This window comes from Christensenella hongkongensis (assembly GCF_000981035.1).
Lineage (GTDB): Bacteria > Bacillota > Clostridia > Christensenellales > Christensenellaceae > Christensenella > Christensenella hongkongensis.
Genome location: NZ_LAYJ01000033.1, coordinates 79,757 through 98,831, shown reverse-complemented (window position 1 = coordinate 98,831; position 19,075 = coordinate 79,757). Strand labels below are relative to the sequence as shown.

Sequence of the window (19,075 nt, the reverse complement as noted above, 5' to 3'; positions counted from 1 at the left end):
GAGATGGAAAATTTGTCAATGTTTTTTTAAAAAGAACAAAAACAGGAGTGTATCTACACTCCTGCCAAAAATTGTAAAATAATTACTAAAGGATCATTACCAGCGTGCCCAGCGTGATTAAAATGCCACCCGCGATGGTTTTGGCAGTGACTGCTTCCTTGAGGATGATGAAGGCGAGCACCATACTGATTACAACGCTGAATTTATCAACGGGAACAACCTTTGAAGCGTCGCCGAGCTGGAGCGCTTTGAAATAGAACAACCATGAAAGGCCGGTGGCAATACCGGAAAGAATAAGGAAAATCCAGGATTTTGCAGTAATATTTGGGATTTCAAACTGGGTTCCGGTCATAAAGACTATGCCCCACGCCATGATCAGCACGACAACCGTGCGGATTGCCGTCGCAAGGTTCGAATTCATGTCCTGTATGCCGATCTTTGCAAGTATGGCGGTAGCAGCCGCAAATACAGCCGATAGGAGAGCAAATATAACCCACATCTTTTTTCCTCCCCGAAGCGTATTCATAAAGCCTCACTCCTTTGATGACAGGAAACGAAAAAAGCCGCAGAACCTGCGGCTAAATGATGTAAAATTAAAGCTCCTTTTGCAGCATCAGGATTTCTTCACCGTTGAGAATTTCGCTTTGCATACTGTCGCTGGCGACAAATCCCAGTTGCTCCCGATAAATTTTGAGCGCGCGGTAATTGGCAGGATCGACATTCACCTCGACGATCTTGATGCCAAAGGTCCGCATATCCGCAAAGGCAATATTCAACAGGGAAATTCCAAGGTTGGGATACGTCTGGGGATCAATGATATTGATGCTGTGAAGGAATACCTTGTCCGGATTGTCAAAATTCCGCATGAAATAAACAGCACCAAGGATTTCGTCGTATTCCACGGCAACATAAACACGTGCGTGACGAAGCATCGCAATGAGGTCAAAAACGTCAAGCGCGCCGCCTTCATAGGATGAATTTTCAATCTGGATCAGTTGTTCCACCAAATCAAAATCACGTTCTTTTATATGAAAATATTCAATAGCCATAATAAGTCCTCCAATATTTAGAAATACAGTAAACTTGTAATTCCAAAAAAATTATACCTAAAAATACTGGTTATTGCAAGTAAAAGCACTAAAATAGGACGGCGTCAAATGAGGGGAGGAAAGGAAAACAGCTTTGCTGCGTCCTGCATAACACGTCCGGAATATTGCGCAGCGCGCGCTTCCTTGGGTGTAAGCTTATTGTCCTCATCCTGCAAGAGCAGTCTCTCTGAAAAGCTGAACGCATCGTCCGTGCCAATGATGATATGGTCGAGAAAAGAAATTGATAGCGCGTGCATTGCATTGAATATATGCGATGTTGTTTCGATATCGCTGACGCTTGCAAGACAGCTGCCTCCCGGATGATTGTGGGCGACCATCACTTTTTCCGTGCCGGTACGAATCACAACTTCCGTGATATGCCGGATATAAACCGGTGCTTCTGTTGCGGTACCGCGGCTTAGCCGTTCGGTGTGCCTGACACGGAAATGCGCGTCAAGGCAAATAACATAAAATTCCTCCTGCAACTTTCCGCGAAACAAATGTTTGACATATTCGATTGCCGATTCAATCGATGTGATTTTTGTCCCTTCAGCGAGATCGTTGAGCCAGTACTTTCGCGACAACTCAGATTGCAATTTAATCAATGCGGCGGCGCTTTCGCCTATGCCTTCCACAAGGGCAAGGTCTGCCGCGTTGGCATCGAAAACATGCTTCAGGCTGCCAAATTTATGCAGCAACCTATGTGCCAGCTCATTGGTATCCCTGCGCGGAATTGCATAAAACAAAAGAAGCTCAAGCGCTTCGTGTTCTTCAAAGGAATCAAGCCCGTCGCGCAGGAACCGTTTTTTGAGCCGCTGCCTGTGTCCGTCGTGTATTGAAATAATAGTCACCTTTACTTTCCGCAAACATTTACAGTTAATTAATTCGCCATATGCTGCAAGGAATCCTTTTCCTGCCAAAATGCTAAAAAAACAATGTATTTCAAGCTGAAATCTGATATAATAAGAACGATTTGTTCTGGAAAAATAAAGGAGAAAAGAAAATGTTGGATTTTTCGCTTGCGTCGCGTAAAGATGAAATGATTGACGCGCTGTGCAGGATATTGAAAATTGAGAGCGTAAAAAGCCCGGCGCAGGGAAATATGCCATATGGCAAGGGCGTATTCGACGCGTTGATTAAAACATTGGGGATTGCGGAAAAGCTTGACTTTGACAGTGTGAATTTTTATTCGCATTTGGGATATGTGGAATACGGCGACGGAGACGAGATGTTTGCGATTGTAACGCATCTTGACGTCGTACCTGCAGGAGATGGATGGACAGTCCCGCCCTTTGACGGCACGGTTAAGGATGGCAGAATTTACGGCAGGGGAGCGATTGACGATAAGGGGCCTGCGATTGCGGCGCTGTTTGCACTATCGGCAATCAAAGAAAACTGTATTAGTCTCAATAAGCGCGTGCGCCTTATTTTTGGTTGCGATGAAGAGAGCGGCTGGTCTGATATGGATTTTTATAAGAAAAACGGGGGAGAAATCCCGACAATGGCGATATCGCCCGACGCGGAATTCCCAATCATCAATGCGGAAAAGGGATTGTTGCATCTTGTCGCAAAAAAGAAAGCATACCCGATCAACGAGCAAAGCGGCGGTTTGATCGTTCGTTCTCTCGCGGCGGGAGAGCGTGTGAACGTCGTTCCGGCTGTATGTACCTGTGAAATTTCTGGAAACGCACAGGCGGTTATACAGATGATGGATATTTTTAACGAGGATTCTCCGGTCAAGGTTACTGCGGAAGAAATAAACGCTGGAGTCAGACTTACCGCGCATGGTTTTTCCGCGCATGGCTCGAAACCGGATGCGGGAAAAAATGCGTTGACGTATATGATGCAGTTCCTCAATATGCTGCCTTTGCGCAAAAATGCTATTAGTGATGCGATTTATGAATTGGCTGAGCAAATTGGCCTGCAAACGGACGGAACAAATCTGGGGATTGCGGCGCAGGACGAGTCCGGAGCACTGACGCTTAACCTTGGATATTTTAAAACGACGGAGGAAGGAGTGGAAGCGGGAATTGATATCCGCTATCCAATCCATAGCGATAAGGAAACGATCCTGTCAAAAATAAACGGCAGATTTAAAGAGCTTACCATTCGAGAGGAATTTTCCCGCGCGCCTCATTTTGTGCCGGAGGATTCCCCGCTGGTGCAGGGCCTGAAACAGGCGTATGAAGAAGTAACGGGAGATAAGGCCTATTGTATGACGATGGGCGGTGCAACTTTTGCGCGCGCATTTCCAAACTCGGTTGCGTTTGGGGCGTTGTTTCCGGGGCAGGAGGGAACGGAGCATCAGCCGGATGAATATATTGAAATCGATTCACTGGTCAAAGTAGCGGATATTATTGCAAACGCCATATTGGTGTTGTGTAAATAGGAAGAGAACAAAGGAGTTTGGAATGAAGAACTTAACGAGCGACGATTTAAGGCAAATGTATTTGGATTTTTTTAAAAGCAAGGGACATACGGTAATCAGGAGCGCATCCCTGATACCTGAAAACGATCCTACCGTGCTTTTTACGACTGCGGGTATGCACCCGTTAGTTCCTTATCTGCTGGGTGAAAAGCATCCGGCGGGAACGCGTCTGGTGGACGTACAAAAGTGTGTGCGTACCGGCGATATCGATGAAGTGGGCGACGAATCACACTGCACATTTTTTGAAATGCTTGGGAACTGGTCGCTTGGCGATTACTTTAAGAAGGAAGCAATCTCGTGGAGTTATGAATTTTTAACCGATGAAAAGTGGCTGGGAATCGATAAAGACAAGCTTTATTTTACCTGTTTTGCAGGCGACGAGCACGCACCGCGTGATATGGCGGCTTTTGAGACCTGGCGTTCTATGGGCGTAGATGAAGATCACATTTTTTTCCTTCCCAAGGAGAATAACTGGTGGGGGCCGGCAGGGATTACCGGGCCGTGCGGGCCGGATACCGAGATGTTTATCGATACCGGAAAACCGGCTTGCGGGCCGGATTGCAGCCCTGCCTGCGATTGTGGGAAGTATCTTGAAATATGGAACGACGTATTCATGGAATACAACAAACAGGCGGATGGCTCTTTCTTGCCGCTGGAGCATAAAAACGTAGATACAGGAATGGGCCTTGACCGCACGATTGCGATTTTGCAGGGTAAAAGCTCCGTATATGAGACGGACGTATTTGCGCCGATCATTGCAAAGATTGAAGAGCTGTCCGGCAAAAAATATGAGGGTGCGGACGATGAAACGAAAAAAGCGTTCCGTATCGTAGCGGATCACATACGCTGTTCGACCTTCATGATTGGCGATGAAAAGGGTATTACTCCTTCCAATGTGGACCAGGGTTATGTTTTGCGTCGTTTATTACGCCGTGCGATTCGGTTTGCGGGCAAGCTGGGGATTGCGGAAGGGAACCTTTCAAAAATCTCAAAGGTTGTGATCGATAAATATGCGCACGCATATGATGAGCTTCATACGAATGAAAAGAAGATATTGGCAGAGATCGAAAAGGAAGAAGAACGTTTCCAGAAAACAATTTCACAGGGCCTGAAGGAATTTGAAAAGACTGTGGAAAAGATGCAGGGAGATATCATCGATGGGAAAAGTGCATTCCGTCTTTATGATACCTTCGGATTTCCGATTGAATTTACATTGGAGCTTGCGGAAGAACGTGGGCTGAAGGTTGATAAAGAGGGGTTTGATAAGGCTTTTGAGCATCATCAGGAGCTTTCGCACGCAGGAGCGGAGCAACGCTTTAAAGGCGGCCTTGCAGATACAAGCGAGCAGACGGCGAGGCTGCACACGGCGACGCATTTGCTGAATGCCGCACTCAGGAAGCACCTCGGGGAGGACATCACGCAAAAAGGTTCCAATATCACCGCGGAGCGCTTGCGGTTTGACTTTAATTTTGACCGTAAGGTTGAGCGTGATGAGCTTGACCAGTTAGAAGAATATGTAAATGAGGCGATTGCGGCAGGGCTTGACGTCGTGGAAGAAGAAATGAGCGTAGACGAAGCCAAAAAGCAGGGAGCAATGGGCGTATTTGATTCTAAGTACGGCGAGATCGTGAAGGTATATACGATTCCCGGATACTCCAAAGAAATTTGCGGTGGACCTCATGCAAAGAATACTGCGGAGCTTGGTCATTTTAAGATCAAAAAAGAGCAGAGCAGCAGTGCGGGTGTGCGCAGGATAAAGGCAGTGCTTGAAAACGACTGACAATAAAAGTAAAAAAGCTCCGGGGTTTTAAATCCCGGAGCTTTTTTGATTTGGTTTCATCAGCGGCCCTGAAAGCGGGAAAGCAGGGGAAGGAAATCTGAAATCACATGATCCACATAAGTGAGGTCGCCGAATGCACCCGGCGTTTTTTCGATTGCATATACTGTGCTCACCCCGGCCCTCTTTGCCGATTCCGCGCCATGGGGAGAATCTTCCACTACAATACAATTTTCCGCGGGGACGCCAATATTTTGAGCGGCCTTGATGTAAAGGTCGGGCTCAGGTTTGCCACGCATCGTACCATCGATGTATGTAATTTTATCTACGTCGAACCAATTTGCCAGATGAAATTCGCGGATGTAAAAATCCAGATTCGAACGTTCGGATGCTGTCGCGATGTTTCTGGGAATATCCTTTTCTTTCAGGAAATCAAGAAATTCGTTCAGGCCATCCACAAAGCAGAAGCTTTTGGGATCTTCCAGGCAAAGCTGCCGATAAATACTTTCCTTTTCTTCAGAAAGCTCAAAAATTTTTTCGGCTGGTAGTTCGTTGCCAAGAAAATGCTTGATAATGGCTTCATTGCTGCGGCCGTGCGGGTTATACTCCAGAAGCGTTTCCAGCGAAACGTCGCCTCGGCCGTATTTGGGCAGAAATATTTGCCACGCTTTGTCGTGTTTGTCAGAGTCAAAAAACATGGTGCCATTGAAGTCAAATAAAATTGCTTGCATCGTTGTTCCTCCAAATCTATTTACAAAAATATAATACCGGTGTATTGGCAAGAAAAAACGCGCCCGCCGGATAAGGCCGCGCGTTCTCATTACCGTTATTGAACCGAATGTATCTTATCAAGAGGCCAGATCACGGACATCGCATGACCGACAATCTGGTCTGTCGCAATCGGGCCGATATAATCCGTACGGCTGTCAAGCGAATGGGCGCGGTTGTCTCCCATGACAAAAACAGTATCCTCGGGAACGGTAACCGCCTCCATATCCATATATGGTTCAGTGCTGTTGATGTAAGACTCAGTAAGTGGCTGGCCATTGACATAAACAGTGCTGTCTTTTATCTCAATGGTATCCCCGGGCAGGCCAATCACACGTTTAACATAGGTACCTTCCATATTGGGGTAGTGCACGATGATAATATCGCCGCGTTCGGGAAGGCCAAAATATCTGCTGACCTTCTCAACGGCAAGCTTCTCATCGTTTTGCAGCGTAGGAACCATCGAGTCGCCGTCCACCATTATGATCTCAAACAGGAAGGAACGCACAAGCAGCGCGATTATGATTGCGGCTATGATTGAAAATATCCAACCCCATACAATACGCGATTTTGTGACAAGCTTCTCTTCCTTAATACGTTTCTTCTTTCGTTTGCGCCCAAACTCGTCATAGGTTATAAGGTCGTCATCCAGAGGTTCGATTTCATCGTCCTTTTCTTCACGCAGGGAACGCTGAACACGATAGGGGCGTTCGAGACTTCCGTCCGGCCTGGGATCGTTATTGGAATACGCCTCGTCAAACGGAATGGTATCCTCATAAAAAGTCTGCTCGGCATCGTATTCTTCCACGCCGTCATCATAAAAATCATCGCGGGGGGCTTCGTGAAACCGTTCGGTAATCAGCTCAGGCTCTTCACCAATCTGCATATCCTCAAGGTACGGATTACGCATATGGTGGGGGCGGGATAAATCTTCCGAAGGGTTCTTTACAGGCTCCTGAATATTTTCGTTTTCGTAAGGGTTTACGAGCCTGCGTCCGTAATGCTTTTTGTTCTCCTGCTGTCCGGAGTTCCGGGCGTTTTCGTTTTCTATTCCAATCCGCCGCGGTCCCCTATATCTATTGTTGTTTTCTTCCATTCGTAATAACCTTTTTCATTCGTTTCATAAATGTCCCGTAATCGAGCATAACAATATGCCCGCATGTGAGACACTTTATCTTGATATCAGCTCCGGTACGCAGGATTTGCCACTCGTAGCCACCGCAGGGATGTTTTTTTTGCATAACGACAACATCGTTACATTCAAATTTCTGTGCCATTTTGCTCCCGCCCCGGCAAGCCGAAAAATATCATCATAATGTTTTTATTATACTATATCCATGGTAAAAATCCTAGCAGAAAATGAAGTGCTTGCATATCAATTTGAATGGGGCTATAATTATGATTGGACTTTTAACGGAGCGATTATTTCGGGAGGTGAAAAACACGTGGACGCAGACCCTAAACGAACGAGTGTAGGATTGATAAACGGCGGTGTGCGTGAGGTGTTTTCTATCTGCTGCGCCGCCTGCTTAATGGGAGTAGGTGATTTTAATGATAAGGATTTTCAGCTCCGCTGAGAATAATGTATTCAAAGAAATAGACAGAATAGAGCCGGGTGCGTGGGTTCATTTACTTGATCCTACGGAGGAGGAACTTGTTTTTGTGAGGGATACCCTGCACATTGAAGATGAGTTTATTCGTGCCGCGCTCGATGAAGAGGAAACAGTCCGTATCGATGCGGAGGAGGACCAGACGCTCGTTTTGGTGGATATCCCGATTGTCAGCGCGGAGAGAAGTTCCTTTATGTATACGACGCTGCCAATGGGAATCATCATAACGGCGGATAACATTATAACGGTGTGCCTCGAGGAAACATCTATTCTTGAGGATTTCTGGAACAAAAATGTTCGCGGTGGTTTTGATACCTGCAAAAAAACACGTTTTTTACTTCAGATTTTATATAAGAATGCAGGAAAATACCTGCAATATCTGCGTCAAATCGATAAAGCATCCACGCAGGTGGAAAACGCATTGCATAAATCGATGAAAAACAGTGAGCTGATCCAGATGCTCAAGCTTGAAAAGTCATTGGTGTATTTTTCGACCTCCCTCAAGTCAAACGAGGTGGTGCTGGAAAAAATGCTTAAGTCAAAAGTAATACAGAATTATCCGGACGATCTGGACCTGCTGGAGGACGTTATTATAGAAAATAAGCAGGCGATTGAAATGGGAACAATCTACCGGGACATTCTTTCTGGGACAATGGATGCGTTTGCAAGCGTGATATCAAATAACCTGAATATTGTCATGAAGGTTTTAACTTCCCTTACAATTATTCTGGCCATACCGACGGTATTTGCCAGCCTGTGGGGTATGAACGTAGGCGGGATTCCGTTTGCAGATAATCCAATCGGCTTTATGTGGGTTACCGTGATTGCCCTTGGAAGCACGGGCATTGCAGTTTGGTTTCTCTGGAAAAAGAAAATGTTTTAGCTGTGTTTTCAGAGGCTTAAAGTATTGATATAATATTGGTTGCGGCAATTACAAATTGCCGCTTTTCTGTTTTAATACCTTTTCTACAGTCAGGAAAATGTAATCCACTTGTTTCTCGTTTTTTTATGAGATATCATGAAAAAATCAAAACGAATCGATTTTGTACCGATTCATTCATTTTACAGAATGCAGATCAATATACGTTGCCATTTGTTAATATGCTGAATATCATTTTCCTTCTTTAGGATTTTTGTTGCAGAAAAAAACGCTGCCTGACCGTCCTTGATGAAGGGCAAAATAGTTTGCTTGAAAAAATAACTTGCAGATGTTACAATAAATTGAATAATAAAACTATAAGGAAGTATCCTGATAATATGTTAGAAAAAATTGTAATAAACGGCGGAATACCGCTTAAAGGCACCATAGAAGTTACGGGGGCCAAGAATGCGGCGGTAGCGATTTTGCCTGCGACGATTTTGGCGCGTGGAATATGCGTGATAGAGAACCTTCCAAGGATTGCCGATGTGCTGATCATCAAACGCATTCTGGCTGAAATCGGCGCGGAAGTGGAATTTGACGAGAACGGTACCATGACGGTGGATACCACCAATATTAATACAAGTAAAGTAACGATGAACCTCGTAAAAAGGATGCGTGCATCTTATTATATGCTGGGGGCGCTGCTTTCACGCTTCGGCGACGCAGAAATCAGCCTGCCGGGCGGCTGCACGATTGGTGAACGGCCCATAGACCTTCACATCAAAGGTATGGAAGCGCTTGGCGCTAATGTCAAGACGGAATACGGCAGGGTTGTGGCGACTGCTCCGGAAGGCCTGAAGGGCTGCGATATCTATATGGACAAGGTTTCGGTGGGCGCTACGATCAATATTATGCTTGCATCGGTATGCGCCAATGGGCAGACATCCATTATCAATGCGGCAAAAGAACCGCACGTTGTAGATGTTGCGAACTTTCTTGTGTGTATGGGTGCGAAAATCAAGGGAGCGGGCACGGATGTCATCCGTATCATTGGCGTGGAAAAGCTGCATGGCTGTAATTATTCGATCATTCCGGATCAGATTGAAACAGGGACGTTTATGATTGCCGCCGCTGCGACGCGTGGCGATGTGACGATCAAAAATGTAATTCCAACCCACATGGAGGCGCTTACTGCCAAAATGCAGGAAATGGGAGTTGAAATTCATGAGGGTGCGGATTTTATACGCGTTACCTGTGATAAACGTCCGAGATCGGTCAAGATTAATACGATGCCATATCCAGGATTTCCAACGGACCTTCAGCAGCCGGCGACGGTGCTTCTTTCCACGGCGGAGGGTACCAGTATGATTACAGAAACGATTTTTGAATCTCGTTTTAAGCATATCAAGGAAATTCGGCGTATGGGCGCGCAGATCACGACGGAAGACCGCGTGGCGGTTGTCGAAGGCGTTGACAGGCTAACGGGCGCGCCGGTAAGCGCAACAGACCTTAGGGCGGGCGCAGCGCTCATTGTCGCGGGATTGATGGCGGACGGAACGACTGAAATCCAAAATGTAAAGTATATTGATCGCGGTTATGACCACATTGAGGATAAACTGAAAAAGCTGGGAGCCGATATCCGGCGTGAAGAAGTGGTATACACTGAGGATGAAGATATTTTTTAAAGGAAAAAGTAGCAGGGCTGCGGCAGGGGAAGATGCCGCAGCTTTTTTATTGGATTACGTTGTATGTCCTTGCTAACGTATAAAGCAAGTGGAAGTTGTTATTTGCTTAAGTATATGGGATATAAAAGATCGTGATTCTATTTGTTAGAAAAAGTTTATTAAATAATGCAAAGAATATGCTATAATATCATGTAATATCTAATTGATTACCACAGGGAGGTATGAATTTGTGGAAATAGACCCATTGGTGTGGCAGCTTTTATTGCAGGTAGTTTTGATTGCAATCAATGCTTTTTTTGCCTCTACCGAAATTGCAGTCATTTCGCTGAATGCGAATAAGGTTCGTAAGCAGGCCGAAGAAGGGGACAAGAAAGCAAAGCAAATGCTCAAAATGGTAGAAATTCCGGCTGGCTTCTTATCAACAATCCAGATTGGGATTACGCTCGCCGGCTTTTTGGGTAGCGCCTTTGCGGCAGATAATTTCGCAAGCCGCCTTGTAGACTGGATGGTAAACGTGCAGGGAGTGACGTCGATCTCGCCCGATACGCTCAATACCATTGCCGTCATCATCATAACGCTGATCTTATCGTATTTTACGCTTGTATTTGGAGAACTTGTTCCAAAACGTATTGCAATGCAAAAACCCGATAGGGTTGCGCGCAAGTCGGCAGGTGTGATCACTGCGCTTTCTATTGTGATGAAGCCGATCGTCTGGCTGCTTTCCGTTTCCACAAACGGTATCCTGCGGCTTTTGCGGATGAATCCCAATGAAGAGGAGGAGGCCGTGACCGAGGAGGAGATTCGGCTGATGGTTGACGTCGGAGAAGAACGCGGCACCATCGAAGCAGCGGAACGGGAGATGATTGAGAACATTTTTGAGTTCAACAATACGACTGCGAAAGATGTAATGATGCACCGCACGAACGTGACGGCAATCTGGAAGGAAGATACGCCGGAGGAAATCCTGAAGGTAATCAGGGAAAGCGGGCTTTCGCGGTTTCCGGTATATGACGAGGATATTGACGATGTGGTTGGCGTGCTTAGCACGCGGGCATATTTGCTCAACGAAAAGAGCGCGCATCCAAAGCCGCTGATGGATATTATATATCCGGCCTATTGCGTTCCGGAATCAGTCCATACGGATGTGCTTTTCAGAGAAATGCAGCGGCAGAAAATTCATATTGCTATCGTGGTGGACGAGTACGGCGGAATGAGCGGTATCGTTACAATGGAGGATCTTCTCGAGGAGATCGTAGGAAATATTTACGACGAATTTGATCCGCAGGACGAACAGGAGATTATCGCGGTCAAAGATAACCTGTGGCGTATCTCAGGCTCGGCGGAAATCAGAAATATCGCGGAGGTGTTAGAAATAGAACTTCCGGAGGACGAGGATTTCGATACGCTTGGCGGCCTTGTGTTCAGCAGGTTGAATACGATCCCGGAAGACGGAAGCCATCCGAGTGTGGATGCCTTTGGGCTCCATATCCATGTTGAGAAGATTGAAGACCGGCGCGTCGAATGGGCGCTTGTATCCAAGCTCGATCAAATGAGCGGGAGCGAAGGGAAAGAGGAAAAGAAATAGAATAAAAATGCAGCCTGGTGGCTGCATTTTTTATGAAAAAAGGAATGGAATCTTCCTTTTGATATTCAGAAAAATTCTACATAATTATCACACAGCAATCACAAACAGGGATTAAGATAAAACCATAGATTTTTTCTTCATAAATTCCTTCTCAGTGTTAGTACAAAAAACCTTTCCTCCTTCACAGGGAAAGGTTTTTTACTTTGGACATAGCTGCTCTGAAAGCGCGTCTGCAAGCATACGAAGTCCTTGTGTTACTGCCTTGCGCTGCGCGGTAGTCATGCTCTGGTAAGCCTTTATTTCAGCCTGCTCCAGTTTTGTGAGTACATCATCAGCATATGCTTTTCCTTCTTCAGTTAAAAACACGAGCTTATTACGCCTGTCGCCCGGATTTTCTTTGCGGAATAAAAATCCCTGTTTTTCGAGCTTGTGAAGAATAAAAGAAATGGTTTGCTTAGGCAGGAGAAGCTTGCGGCACAGGCTCTGTTGCGTACAACCATCCTTGGCACTGGCAATTTCATAAAGCGACAATATCATATTTTCCGAAGTGCCGTGACTTTGCGCCCAGCTGGAATAAGCATAATTGATTTTGAACCAGTTTTCGTAATAAAGATCGATTTCCTTTCTGATTTCTTCATTTTGTTTCATAAGAATACTCCAATCGATTTATTTTATGAAAATGGCGATATTTCCTGAACAGAAACGCCACAATGACGACAAGTGCAAGCTGGGCCGCAGGCATCGCGAGCCATATTCCCGTCACGTCAAACAGCAGAGGAAGCGTAAACAGGAAAAGCGGCGTAAGGACAAGCGGATCGATATAGATAATAATTGCAGAAAACCGCGTATTCTGTGTTGCGTAGAAAAATGAGGAAGCAAGCCTTGTAATGCCAACCAGTGGAAAGGCGAAGGATGAAATAACGAGCGCCTGAGAGACAAGCGCCGCAGTTTCGCTGGAAGCGCCAAAGATTGCAGGGATTCCTGTACGGCATAGGATTCCTACGCAAAGAAGCGCACCACTCAAAATCAGTACCATGGCAAAGGCCCGTTTCAGGATGGAATCTACATGCTGCTGTTGTTTTGCACCGTTAAAATAACTGACAAGGGGCTGTATTCCTTCGCCAACGCCATATAAAAGCTGCTGCACTGAGGTCACAAAATACATCAGTACAGAATACGCCGCAACCACAACGCCGCCGCCATAAGCAAGACACTGCCAGTTTGCGAGAATAATAACGATCGAGGGCGCGAAGGAAATACCAAAGGGTGAAAATCCGATTTTAAGGAGTTTCCCAATGGTACGGATATCAGGGCTCATCGTTTTGTATGAAAGACGGTTTTCCTTTTTGGAAAGCAGCATAATAAGGCTGACGACAGCGACGATTGCCTGTGCAATTACGGTTGCGAGTGCTGCTCCGAACATTCCCCAGCCAAAGCCCATGATAAACAGGGCATCGAGCACAATATTGGTTCCAAGGCCGCTGATCATAGCGATCATGGCGGAAATCGTCTTTCCCTTGTTGCGCAGGAGAGGAACAATCCCCGTCCCTAAAATCTGGCAGGCGCTGCCTGCGGCAACGATCTGAGTATATTCGGCTGCCGCCTGTAATAACTCGCCCTCAGCTCCGAGGAAGCTTAAGATTGGGACATAGAATAATGAGAGGATTACCGTCATTGCGATGCTGAAGAAAATCAGCACAAAAAAGGTGTTCCCGTAAGCCCGGCGGGATTCCTCAAGACGGCCTTCGCCGAGACGTGTAGACATCACGACCGAGCCTCCCGCGCCAATTCCGGTGCCCGCAGCAAGAAGAAAAGCCGCGATAGGCCAGGAAAGATTGATTGCGGCAAGACCGGTATCGCCGATTGCATGGCCAACGAAAAATCCGTCTATGATCGCATAGAAACCCATAAGAAGCATGGTTAGCATGGATGGGATAACGTATCTGAAAAATTGTTTTTCGCTTGGTTGCGTTTGCATGGTTCACCTCATTCTATAAAATAGAGCAAATTAAAATTAGTACGATATTGGACATTTTACAGAATGGAAAACGATATGTCAAGCATTCGTCGAAATTTATTTTAAAACCATGCTGTCTGTAGTAAATGTGCCACTTCCGTAAGCTCGTCCGGTTGGTAACCGGAGTAACCAACCACTATGGCAGGAAAAACAGGTGATGCGTAGGAGTTATGATAGTAGGATGAAAGCCCGTAAACCCGTACTCCTTTTTTTTGTGCTGAAGAGACCAGTAACTGCTCGTCCATTCCGTTTTCTACCGTAAGCAAGAGATGAAGGCCGGAATCCTGGCCGCTGATTTTAATAAGTGATTTTGGTATGTTTTTTGTCAGGTGTGAAATAAAAGTATCGCGGCAGAACTTATAGCGGCCGCGCATGCGGCTTAGATGCCGTTCAAAATAACCGCGGCTGAGGAATTTATTCAGCGTTTCCTGTTCAAAGCTTGGTATGGTACAGGAGTAAAAGTATAATTCCTGATGGAAACGCCGTACAAGATGCGGAGGTAAAACCATATAGCTGATACGCAGGGAAGGGGCAAGCGTTTTTGCAAAGGTATTCATATAGATGACACGCTCATTTGTGTCAAGGCTTTGCAGCGCGGGTATTGGCCTTCCGGAAAAACGAAATTCGCTGTCATAATCGTCTTCAATGATGTAGCGTTTTTCTCCTTTGCCTGCCCAGTCCAGAAGGGATTGCCGGCGGCCAATGGGAGTAACGATGCCAAGAGGAAAATGGTGCGAGGGCGTTACATGAAGAACATTGGCGGAGCAGGAAGAGAGCACGTCGATATCTATACCGTTGTGATCCAGGGGTATAAATACTGTCTTGAGGCCGTTTGCATTCAGGATACGGGCTGTTTTTGGGTACCCCGGGTTTTCCACTGCATACGTACTGTCGCGGCCCAGAAGCTGCGTAATGAGACCAAGGAGATACTCTGAACCCGCGCCCAAAACGATTTGGGACGGCTGGGCGTCAATTCCGCGAAAGTCGTGGAGATACCGTACGATTTCCTGGCGAAGTGATAAATTGCCCTGCGGAACGGCGGCACGCAGCAGCTCCTGGCTGTTTTCGTTGAGGCATTCACGCATCAGCTTTGCCCAAACCGAGAAGGGGAAGTGCTGTGTATCCACAGAATTGGTCCTGAGATCAAATTGAATGGACGGCGGCGTATGGGGAGGTTCAAAGCTTTCATGCGGAACAGACGGAGAAGAATTTATATGGTAACCGGAAAATTCGTTGACGAAATAACCGCGCTTGGGCAGAGAATAGATATAACCCTCAGCGCTAAGCTGTGCATACGCATTTTCGATTGTACTTTGGCTGATTTTCAAGTGCACGGAAAATTTACGCTTGGATGGGAGCCGTTGCCCTTTTATAAGGTTTCCGCATTCTATTTCACTGCGGATATAGCGGTATAATTGTTCGTAAACGGGTATTTTATCATGATGTTTTAAAATAGGCGTTAACATGGAAACCTCCAATCTGGCATGCTAAAAAAGAATAAAACTGGCGATTGAATACAGATCAGTTGTGGTTATAATCATAGTCGTAAACAATAACAATGTCAAGAAAGGAACTTGAAAAATGGCAGAAGAACGATATGAACTGAACAAGAATTTAGCACAGATGCTCAAAGGCGGCGTTATTATGGATGTAACGACGCCGCAGCAGGCAAAAATTGCGGAGGATGCGGGCGCGTGTGCAGTCATGGCCCTGGAACGCATACCTGCCGATATTCGCGCGGCAGGGGGCGTTTCCCGCATGAGCGATCCGGGTATGATCCGCGGGATACAGGAAGCTGTAAGCATTCCGGTCATGGCGAAGGTGAGGATAGGTCATTTCGCGGAAGCACAGATACTTCAGGCAATCCAGATCGATTATATCGATGAAAGCGAAGTGCTTTCCCCAGCGGATGATGTTTACCACATTGACAAAACACAATTTAAGGTGCCGTTCGTATGCGGCGCAAAGGATCTGTCGGAGGCGCTTCGCAGAATTGCGGAAGGCGCCTCCATGATCCGAACAAAAGGCGAACCCGGAACGGGAGATATTGTTCAGGCGGTGCGGCATATGCGTATGCTGACAAGTGAAATGAGAAGAATTTCATCACTTGCGGAGGACGAATTATTTGAATCGGCAAAAAAATTGGGCGTACCATATGAGTTGTTGCGCTATGTGCATGGAAACGGAAAACTGCCGGTTGTAAATTTTGCGGCGGGCGGAATCGCAACTCCGGCTGATGCGGCATTGATGATGCAGCTTGGCGCGGAAGGCGTTTTTGTTGGCTCAGGTATCTTTAAGTCGGGAAATCCGGAAAAACGCGCCGCTGCAATCGTCGCGGCAGTAACGAACTATCACGATGCGGATATGCTCGCGCGGCTTTCCGAGGATCTTGGAGAAGCGATGGTTGGAATCAACGAACAGGAGATTGAGATCCTGATGGCGGAACGGGGAAAATAAGATGAACATAGGAGTATTGGCTCTTCAAGGCGCTTTTGCCGAGCACATTGGCATTTTGGAGGATGAGGGAATCACATGCTTTGAAATACGAAAAAAGAGCGACATACCGGGACAAAAAATGGATGGGCTGATTTTGCCGGGCGGGGAGAGTACTGTGATGAGAAAGCTTCTGGTAAGACTGGATTTGCTGGAACCGCTTCAGGAGATGATTCGAAACGGCCTGCCGGTGCTGGGGACGTGTGCGGGGCTGATTCTCCTTGCAAAAAGGATTACGGGCGGTGATCAGCCATGCTTTGCCTGCATGGATACGACAGTCAGGCGTAACGCATATGGCAGGCAGCTTGGCAGTTTTGAGGTGATAGAGGAATTTGTGGGGATTGGGCTGATCCCAATGACGTTTATCCGCGGACCATATATTGAATCGGCAGGGAAAAATGTGGATATTCTTGCAAGAGTAGATGAGAAGATTGTAGCGGCCAGGCAGGGAAATATGCTGGTAACCGCATTTCATCCGGAGCTGACTGATAACCGCAGCGTACATCGATATTTTTTGGATATTGTGCGAAACAATTACAGGGAGGCTCCGGCAGGAAGAAGCGCGTGAAAAGCATCAATGAATGGAATAGACCGGCGTAGACAGAACTAATAAAAAAGCAGGCATGGCGCCTGCTTTTTACGATCAATTTTATTTTCCGATAATTGGCGAGGGCGTTGAGTTATAAACAGTCGTGCCGGGATCGATTGAATGTGTAAGCCAGACATTACCGCCGATCACACAGTTTTCGCCAATCACCGTATCGCCGCCCAGAATGGTTGCTCCGGAATAAATAACAACGTTGTCCCTGATATCAGGATGACGTTTTACCCCTTTCACAGGATGACCTTTTTCGTCCAGTTCAAAGCTCTTTGCGCCAAGCGTTACGCCCTGATATATTTTCACATGTTTGCCAATGGTACAGGTTTCTCCAATAACAACGCCTGTGCCATGGTCAATAAAGAAATATTCGCCGATCGTTGCGCCGGGATGGATATCAATTCCGGTTTTGCTGTGGGCCTGTTCCGTCATAATACGAGGTAAGAGAGGTATATGCCGTCTCTGAAGCGCGTGGGCGAGCCTGTAAATGCTGACGGCCTCAAAGCCGGGATAAGCAAGGAGTATCTCTTCATTGGAAATTGCAGCCGGATCGCCGCAGTACGCCGCCTCGATATCGGTATTCAGCAAGCGGGCAATTTCAGGCAGCTGGTCCATAAAGTGCAGGGTAATGCGCCGCGCGTTTTTCCTGCATTTATCGCAATCCAGACGTTCGCGTTTTTGAAGGTGGCACTGGTTTACCATAACCTCTGCTACAATACAGTCAAGAAGGATCGCCGCTTCTTTCAGGCGGGAAGTAACATTTTTATGCAGGTCCGCCTCCTTTACAACTGCCGTATCATAAATATTTGGAAACATGGCGCTGCGGATCAAATTTATAAATGCGGCGACTTTTTGTTTCATTCCAAAGCCACTGATTGTATCGCCGTTGATATTATGCGCGTTGATGCCAATGATTTTATCTGCGATCTCAGGCGCGGTTTTTTTGGTCCATTCTTCCAGCATGATCGTCCTCCAAACGCTGCATTTTTATAAATAGCTCCAGATGCTTTTCGCGTAATGTGCGAGGTTGCCCGGACAAAAAGAGATTACTATTTTATAAAAAAGTGTACTTATATTATATAGTTATTGTATAATAGATGTCAAAGAAACTTTTATAGCGGAGTCATTGAAGAATAGGGGGCATATCTTTCTGGAATTCTTTATTGACAGAGCATGCAGCGTGCGTGATTGTGGTATTTGTCATGGCAGGGCTGCAGAAAGGGGAATGCAAGTATGCCTATTAATATCAACAGCAAATTGCCGGCAGCAAAAGTATTGGCGCAGGAGGGCATATTTACGATGCCCTTTGAGCGTGCCGAGGAGCAGGATATCCGTCCGCTCCGAATTGCGATTCTCAACATCATGCCCACCAAGGAACAAACGGAGACACAGCTGATGCGGCTGCTGGCGAATTCGCCGTTGCAGGTGGAGATCGTTTTGCTGCACCCGGCGACTCATGTATCCAAAAATACGCCGATTGAACATCTGAACACGTTTTATAATACATTTGACGATGTAAAAAACCAGAAGTTTGACGGGCTGATTATTACAGGCGCGCCTGTGGAACAAATACCCTTCGAGCAGGTGACCTACTGGAAGGAGCTCGAGGAGATTATGGACTGGAGCCTGCAAAACGTTTATTCAACACTCCATATTTGCTGGGCGGCGCAGGCTGGGCTTTATTATCATTATGGGATTCCAAAGTACCCTTTGGAGCAAAAGCTTTCCGGCATATACCTTCATAAACGTACGGATGACAATAGTCCGTTGATGCGCGGGTTTGACGATGTTTTCTGGGCGCCGCACTCGCGGCATAGCTATATCAAAAAAGCGGATGTGGAAAAGAAAAGTCAGCTTCATATCCTGTGCGAGTTTGGCGAAGAGGGCCTTTATATGGTCAGTGCGAAACGCGGACGGCAGATATTTGTTACAGGTCATCCGGAATATGACGCAAATACGCTGAAAACAGAATATATAAGGGATCTTACAAAAGGGATGGAAGTGCCGATGCCTGTCAACTACTTTACGGATAACGATCCCAAAAAGCCGCCGCTCGTTCGTTGGCGCGGACATGCAAACCTGTTGTTTAATAACTGGCTCAATTATTATGTATATCAGGAAACGCCGTATGACTTACAGGCGATTAAAAATGAGGAGTGATTGG

19 protein-coding genes are annotated in these 19,075 nt (G+C 46.4%); 9 read left to right on the top strand and 10 right to left on the bottom strand.

Features of this window, described 5'->3' with window-relative positions; all coding sequences use genetic code 11:
- Nucleotides 1-85: 85 nt before the first annotated feature.
- From CHK_RS01620 to CHK_RS01610, 3 genes are all read right to left on the bottom strand, one after another.
- Nucleotides 86-499: an EamA family transporter gene (locus CHK_RS01620; protein WP_046442301.1), complete on the bottom strand. Its 414-nt coding sequence runs from the start codon at nt 497-499 to the stop codon at nt 86-88.
- Between the two features lie 94 nt (nt 500-593).
- On the bottom strand, nt 594-1,049 hold the full coding sequence (locus CHK_RS01615; protein WP_046442247.1) for a GNAT family N-acetyltransferase: 456 nt from the start codon (nt 1,047-1,049) through the stop codon (nt 594-596).
- Between the two features lie 104 nt (nt 1,050-1,153).
- Nucleotides 1,154-1,939 carry a JAB domain-containing protein gene (locus CHK_RS01610; protein ID WP_235811554.1) on the bottom strand — a complete coding sequence of 262 codons (786 nt, stop codon included), beginning with the start codon at nt 1,937-1,939 and terminating at the stop codon, nt 1,154-1,156.
- A 152-nt stretch (nt 1,940-2,091) separates the two neighbouring features.
- Between CHK_RS01610 and pepV the strand changes: the two genes are divergently transcribed.
- Both pepV and CHK_RS01600 read left to right on the top strand, forming a co-directional pair.
- A complete protein-coding gene (gene pepV, locus CHK_RS01605) occupies nt 2,092-3,477 on the top strand; it encodes a dipeptidase PepV (RefSeq protein WP_046442245.1) in 1,386 nt (461 codons plus the stop codon).
- A 22-nt stretch (nt 3,478-3,499) separates the two neighbouring features.
- Nucleotides 3,500-5,296, top strand: a complete 1,797-nt coding sequence (locus CHK_RS01600; protein WP_046442243.1) for an alanine--tRNA ligase — start codon at nt 3,500-3,502, stop codon at nt 5,294-5,296.
- A 59-nt stretch (nt 5,297-5,355) separates the two neighbouring features.
- On the opposite strand, the gene CHK_RS01595 is transcribed toward CHK_RS01600, so the two are convergent.
- The 3 genes from CHK_RS01595 to CHK_RS01585 form a co-directional block, all read right to left on the bottom strand.
- Nucleotides 5,356-6,024, bottom strand: a complete 669-nt coding sequence (locus CHK_RS01595) for an HAD family hydrolase (RefSeq protein ID WP_046442242.1) — start codon at nt 6,022-6,024, stop codon at nt 5,356-5,358.
- Nucleotides 6,025-6,119: 95 nt separating this feature from the next.
- Nucleotides 6,120-7,157, bottom strand: coding sequence for a signal peptidase I (lepB, locus tag CHK_RS15440; protein WP_052740150.1), 1,038 nt, complete (start codon nt 7,155-7,157; stop codon nt 6,120-6,122).
- Nucleotides 7,138-7,338 (bottom strand): DUF951 domain-containing protein, encoded by a 201-nt coding sequence (locus CHK_RS01585; protein ID WP_046442241.1) that lies wholly within the window; start codon nt 7,336-7,338, stop codon nt 7,138-7,140. The genes lepB and CHK_RS01585 overlap by 20 nt, the downstream gene beginning before the upstream one ends.
- 60 nt (nt 7,339-7,398) lie before the next feature.
- Between CHK_RS01585 and CHK_RS16465 the strand changes: the two genes are divergently transcribed.
- The 4 genes from CHK_RS16465 (at nt 7,399) to CHK_RS01570 (ending at nt 11,803) form a co-directional block, all read left to right on the top strand.
- Complete coding sequence (locus CHK_RS16465; protein WP_160295568.1) at nt 7,399-7,638, top strand: hypothetical protein; 240 nt, start codon at nt 7,399-7,401, stop codon at nt 7,636-7,638.
- A complete protein-coding gene (locus CHK_RS01580; protein WP_046442240.1) occupies nt 7,613-8,554 on the top strand; it encodes a magnesium transporter CorA family protein in 942 nt (313 codons plus the stop codon). Before CHK_RS16465 ends, CHK_RS01580 begins: the two co-directional genes overlap by 26 nt.
- Nucleotides 8,555-8,928: 374 nt before the next feature.
- On the top strand, nt 8,929-10,218 hold the full coding sequence (locus CHK_RS01575; RefSeq protein WP_046442238.1) for a UDP-N-acetylglucosamine 1-carboxyvinyltransferase: 1,290 nt from the start codon (nt 8,929-8,931) through the stop codon (nt 10,216-10,218).
- A 229-nt stretch (nt 10,219-10,447) separates the two neighbouring features.
- Nucleotides 10,448-11,803 carry a hemolysin family protein gene (locus CHK_RS01570; protein ID WP_200896512.1) on the top strand — a complete coding sequence of 452 codons (1,356 nt, stop codon included), beginning with the start codon at nt 10,448-10,450 and terminating at the stop codon, nt 11,801-11,803.
- A gap of 198 nt (nt 11,804-12,001) precedes the next feature.
- On the opposite strand, the gene CHK_RS01565 is transcribed toward CHK_RS01570, so the two are convergent.
- The 3 genes from CHK_RS01565 to pdxR all read right to left on the bottom strand — a co-directional run bounded on the left by CHK_RS01565 (nt 12,002) and on the right by pdxR (nt 15,286).
- Nucleotides 12,002-12,451 carry a MarR family winged helix-turn-helix transcriptional regulator gene (locus CHK_RS01565; protein ID WP_046442236.1) on the bottom strand — a complete coding sequence of 150 codons (450 nt, stop codon included), beginning with the start codon at nt 12,449-12,451 and terminating at the stop codon, nt 12,002-12,004.
- Nucleotides 12,438-13,730 carry an MATE family efflux transporter gene (locus CHK_RS01560; protein WP_276324929.1) on the bottom strand — a complete coding sequence of 431 codons (1,293 nt, stop codon included), beginning with the start codon at nt 13,728-13,730 and terminating at the stop codon, nt 12,438-12,440. Before CHK_RS01560 ends, CHK_RS01565 begins: the two co-directional genes overlap by 14 nt.
- Before the next feature lie 152 nt (nt 13,731-13,882).
- Nucleotides 13,883-15,286: a MocR-like pyridoxine biosynthesis transcription factor PdxR gene (pdxR, locus tag CHK_RS01555; protein ID WP_046442234.1), complete on the bottom strand. Its 1,404-nt coding sequence runs from the start codon at nt 15,284-15,286 to the stop codon at nt 13,883-13,885.
- 115 nt (nt 15,287-15,401) lie between these two features.
- Here pdxR and pdxS point away from each other — a divergent pair, with 115 nt between their 5' ends.
- Nucleotides 15,402-16,277 (top strand): pyridoxal 5'-phosphate synthase lyase subunit PdxS, encoded by an 876-nt coding sequence (pdxS, locus tag CHK_RS01550; protein WP_046442233.1) that lies wholly within the window; start codon nt 15,402-15,404, stop codon nt 16,275-16,277.
- Nucleotide 16,278: 1 nt separating this feature from the next.
- Nucleotides 16,279-16,881, top strand: a complete 603-nt coding sequence (gene pdxT, locus CHK_RS01545) for a pyridoxal 5'-phosphate synthase glutaminase subunit PdxT (protein ID WP_046442232.1) — start codon at nt 16,279-16,281, stop codon at nt 16,879-16,881.
- 81 nt (nt 16,882-16,962) lie between these two features.
- Here pdxT and CHK_RS01540 read toward each other — a convergent pair whose 3' ends face one another.
- Nucleotides 16,963-17,874, bottom strand: coding sequence for a serine O-acetyltransferase (locus CHK_RS01540; protein ID WP_046442231.1), 912 nt, complete (start codon nt 17,872-17,874; stop codon nt 16,963-16,965).
- Nucleotides 17,875-18,144: 270 nt separating this feature from the next.
- Here CHK_RS01540 and metA point away from each other — a divergent pair, with 270 nt between their 5' ends.
- On the top strand, nt 18,145-19,071 hold the full coding sequence (gene metA, locus CHK_RS01535) for a homoserine O-acetyltransferase MetA (protein ID WP_046442230.1): 927 nt from the start codon (nt 18,145-18,147) through the stop codon (nt 19,069-19,071).
- Nucleotides 19,072-19,075: the final 4 nt, after the last annotated feature.

Coding starts and splice junctions, on each gene's coding strand:
- CHK_RS01560 (WP_276324929.1), bottom strand. CDS start 13,730: ATGCTAACCATGCTTCTTATGGGTTTCTATGCGATCATAGACGGATTT.
- CHK_RS16465 (WP_160295568.1), top strand. CDS start 7,399: ATGGTAAAAATCCTAGCAGAAAATGAAGTGCTTGCATATCAATTTGAA.
- CHK_RS01595 (WP_046442242.1), bottom strand. CDS start 6,024: ATGCAAGCAATTTTATTTGACTTCAATGGCACCATGTTTTTTGACTCT.
- lepB (WP_052740150.1), bottom strand. CDS start 7,157: ATGGAAGAAAACAACAATAGATATAGGGGACCGCGGCGGATTGGAATA.
- CHK_RS01575 (WP_046442238.1), top strand. CDS start 8,929: ATGTTAGAAAAAATTGTAATAAACGGCGGAATACCGCTTAAAGGCACC.
- pdxR (WP_046442234.1), bottom strand. CDS start 15,286: ATGTTAACGCCTATTTTAAAACATCATGATAAAATACCCGTTTACGAA.
- CHK_RS01585 (WP_046442241.1), bottom strand. CDS start 7,338: ATGGCACAGAAATTTGAATGTAACGATGTTGTCGTTATGCAAAAAAAA.
- CHK_RS01540 (WP_046442231.1), bottom strand. CDS start 17,874: ATGCTGGAAGAATGGACCAAAAAAACCGCGCCTGAGATCGCAGATAAA.
- CHK_RS01615 (WP_046442247.1), bottom strand. CDS start 1,049: ATGGCTATTGAATATTTTCATATAAAAGAACGTGATTTTGATTTGGTG.
- pdxT (WP_046442232.1), top strand. CDS start 16,279: ATGAACATAGGAGTATTGGCTCTTCAAGGCGCTTTTGCCGAGCACATT.
- CHK_RS01620 (WP_046442301.1), bottom strand. CDS start 499: ATGTGGGTTATATTTGCTCTCCTATCGGCTGTATTTGCGGCTGCTACC.
- pdxS (WP_046442233.1), top strand. CDS start 15,402: ATGGCAGAAGAACGATATGAACTGAACAAGAATTTAGCACAGATGCTC.
- CHK_RS01565 (WP_046442236.1), bottom strand. CDS start 12,451: ATGAAACAAAATGAAGAAATCAGAAAGGAAATCGATCTTTATTACGAA.
- CHK_RS01580 (WP_046442240.1), top strand. CDS start 7,613: ATGATAAGGATTTTCAGCTCCGCTGAGAATAATGTATTCAAAGAAATA.
- CHK_RS01600 (WP_046442243.1), top strand. CDS start 3,500: ATGAAGAACTTAACGAGCGACGATTTAAGGCAAATGTATTTGGATTTT.
- pepV (WP_046442245.1), top strand. CDS start 2,092: ATGTTGGATTTTTCGCTTGCGTCGCGTAAAGATGAAATGATTGACGCG.
- metA (WP_046442230.1), top strand. CDS start 18,145: ATGCCTATTAATATCAACAGCAAATTGCCGGCAGCAAAAGTATTGGCG.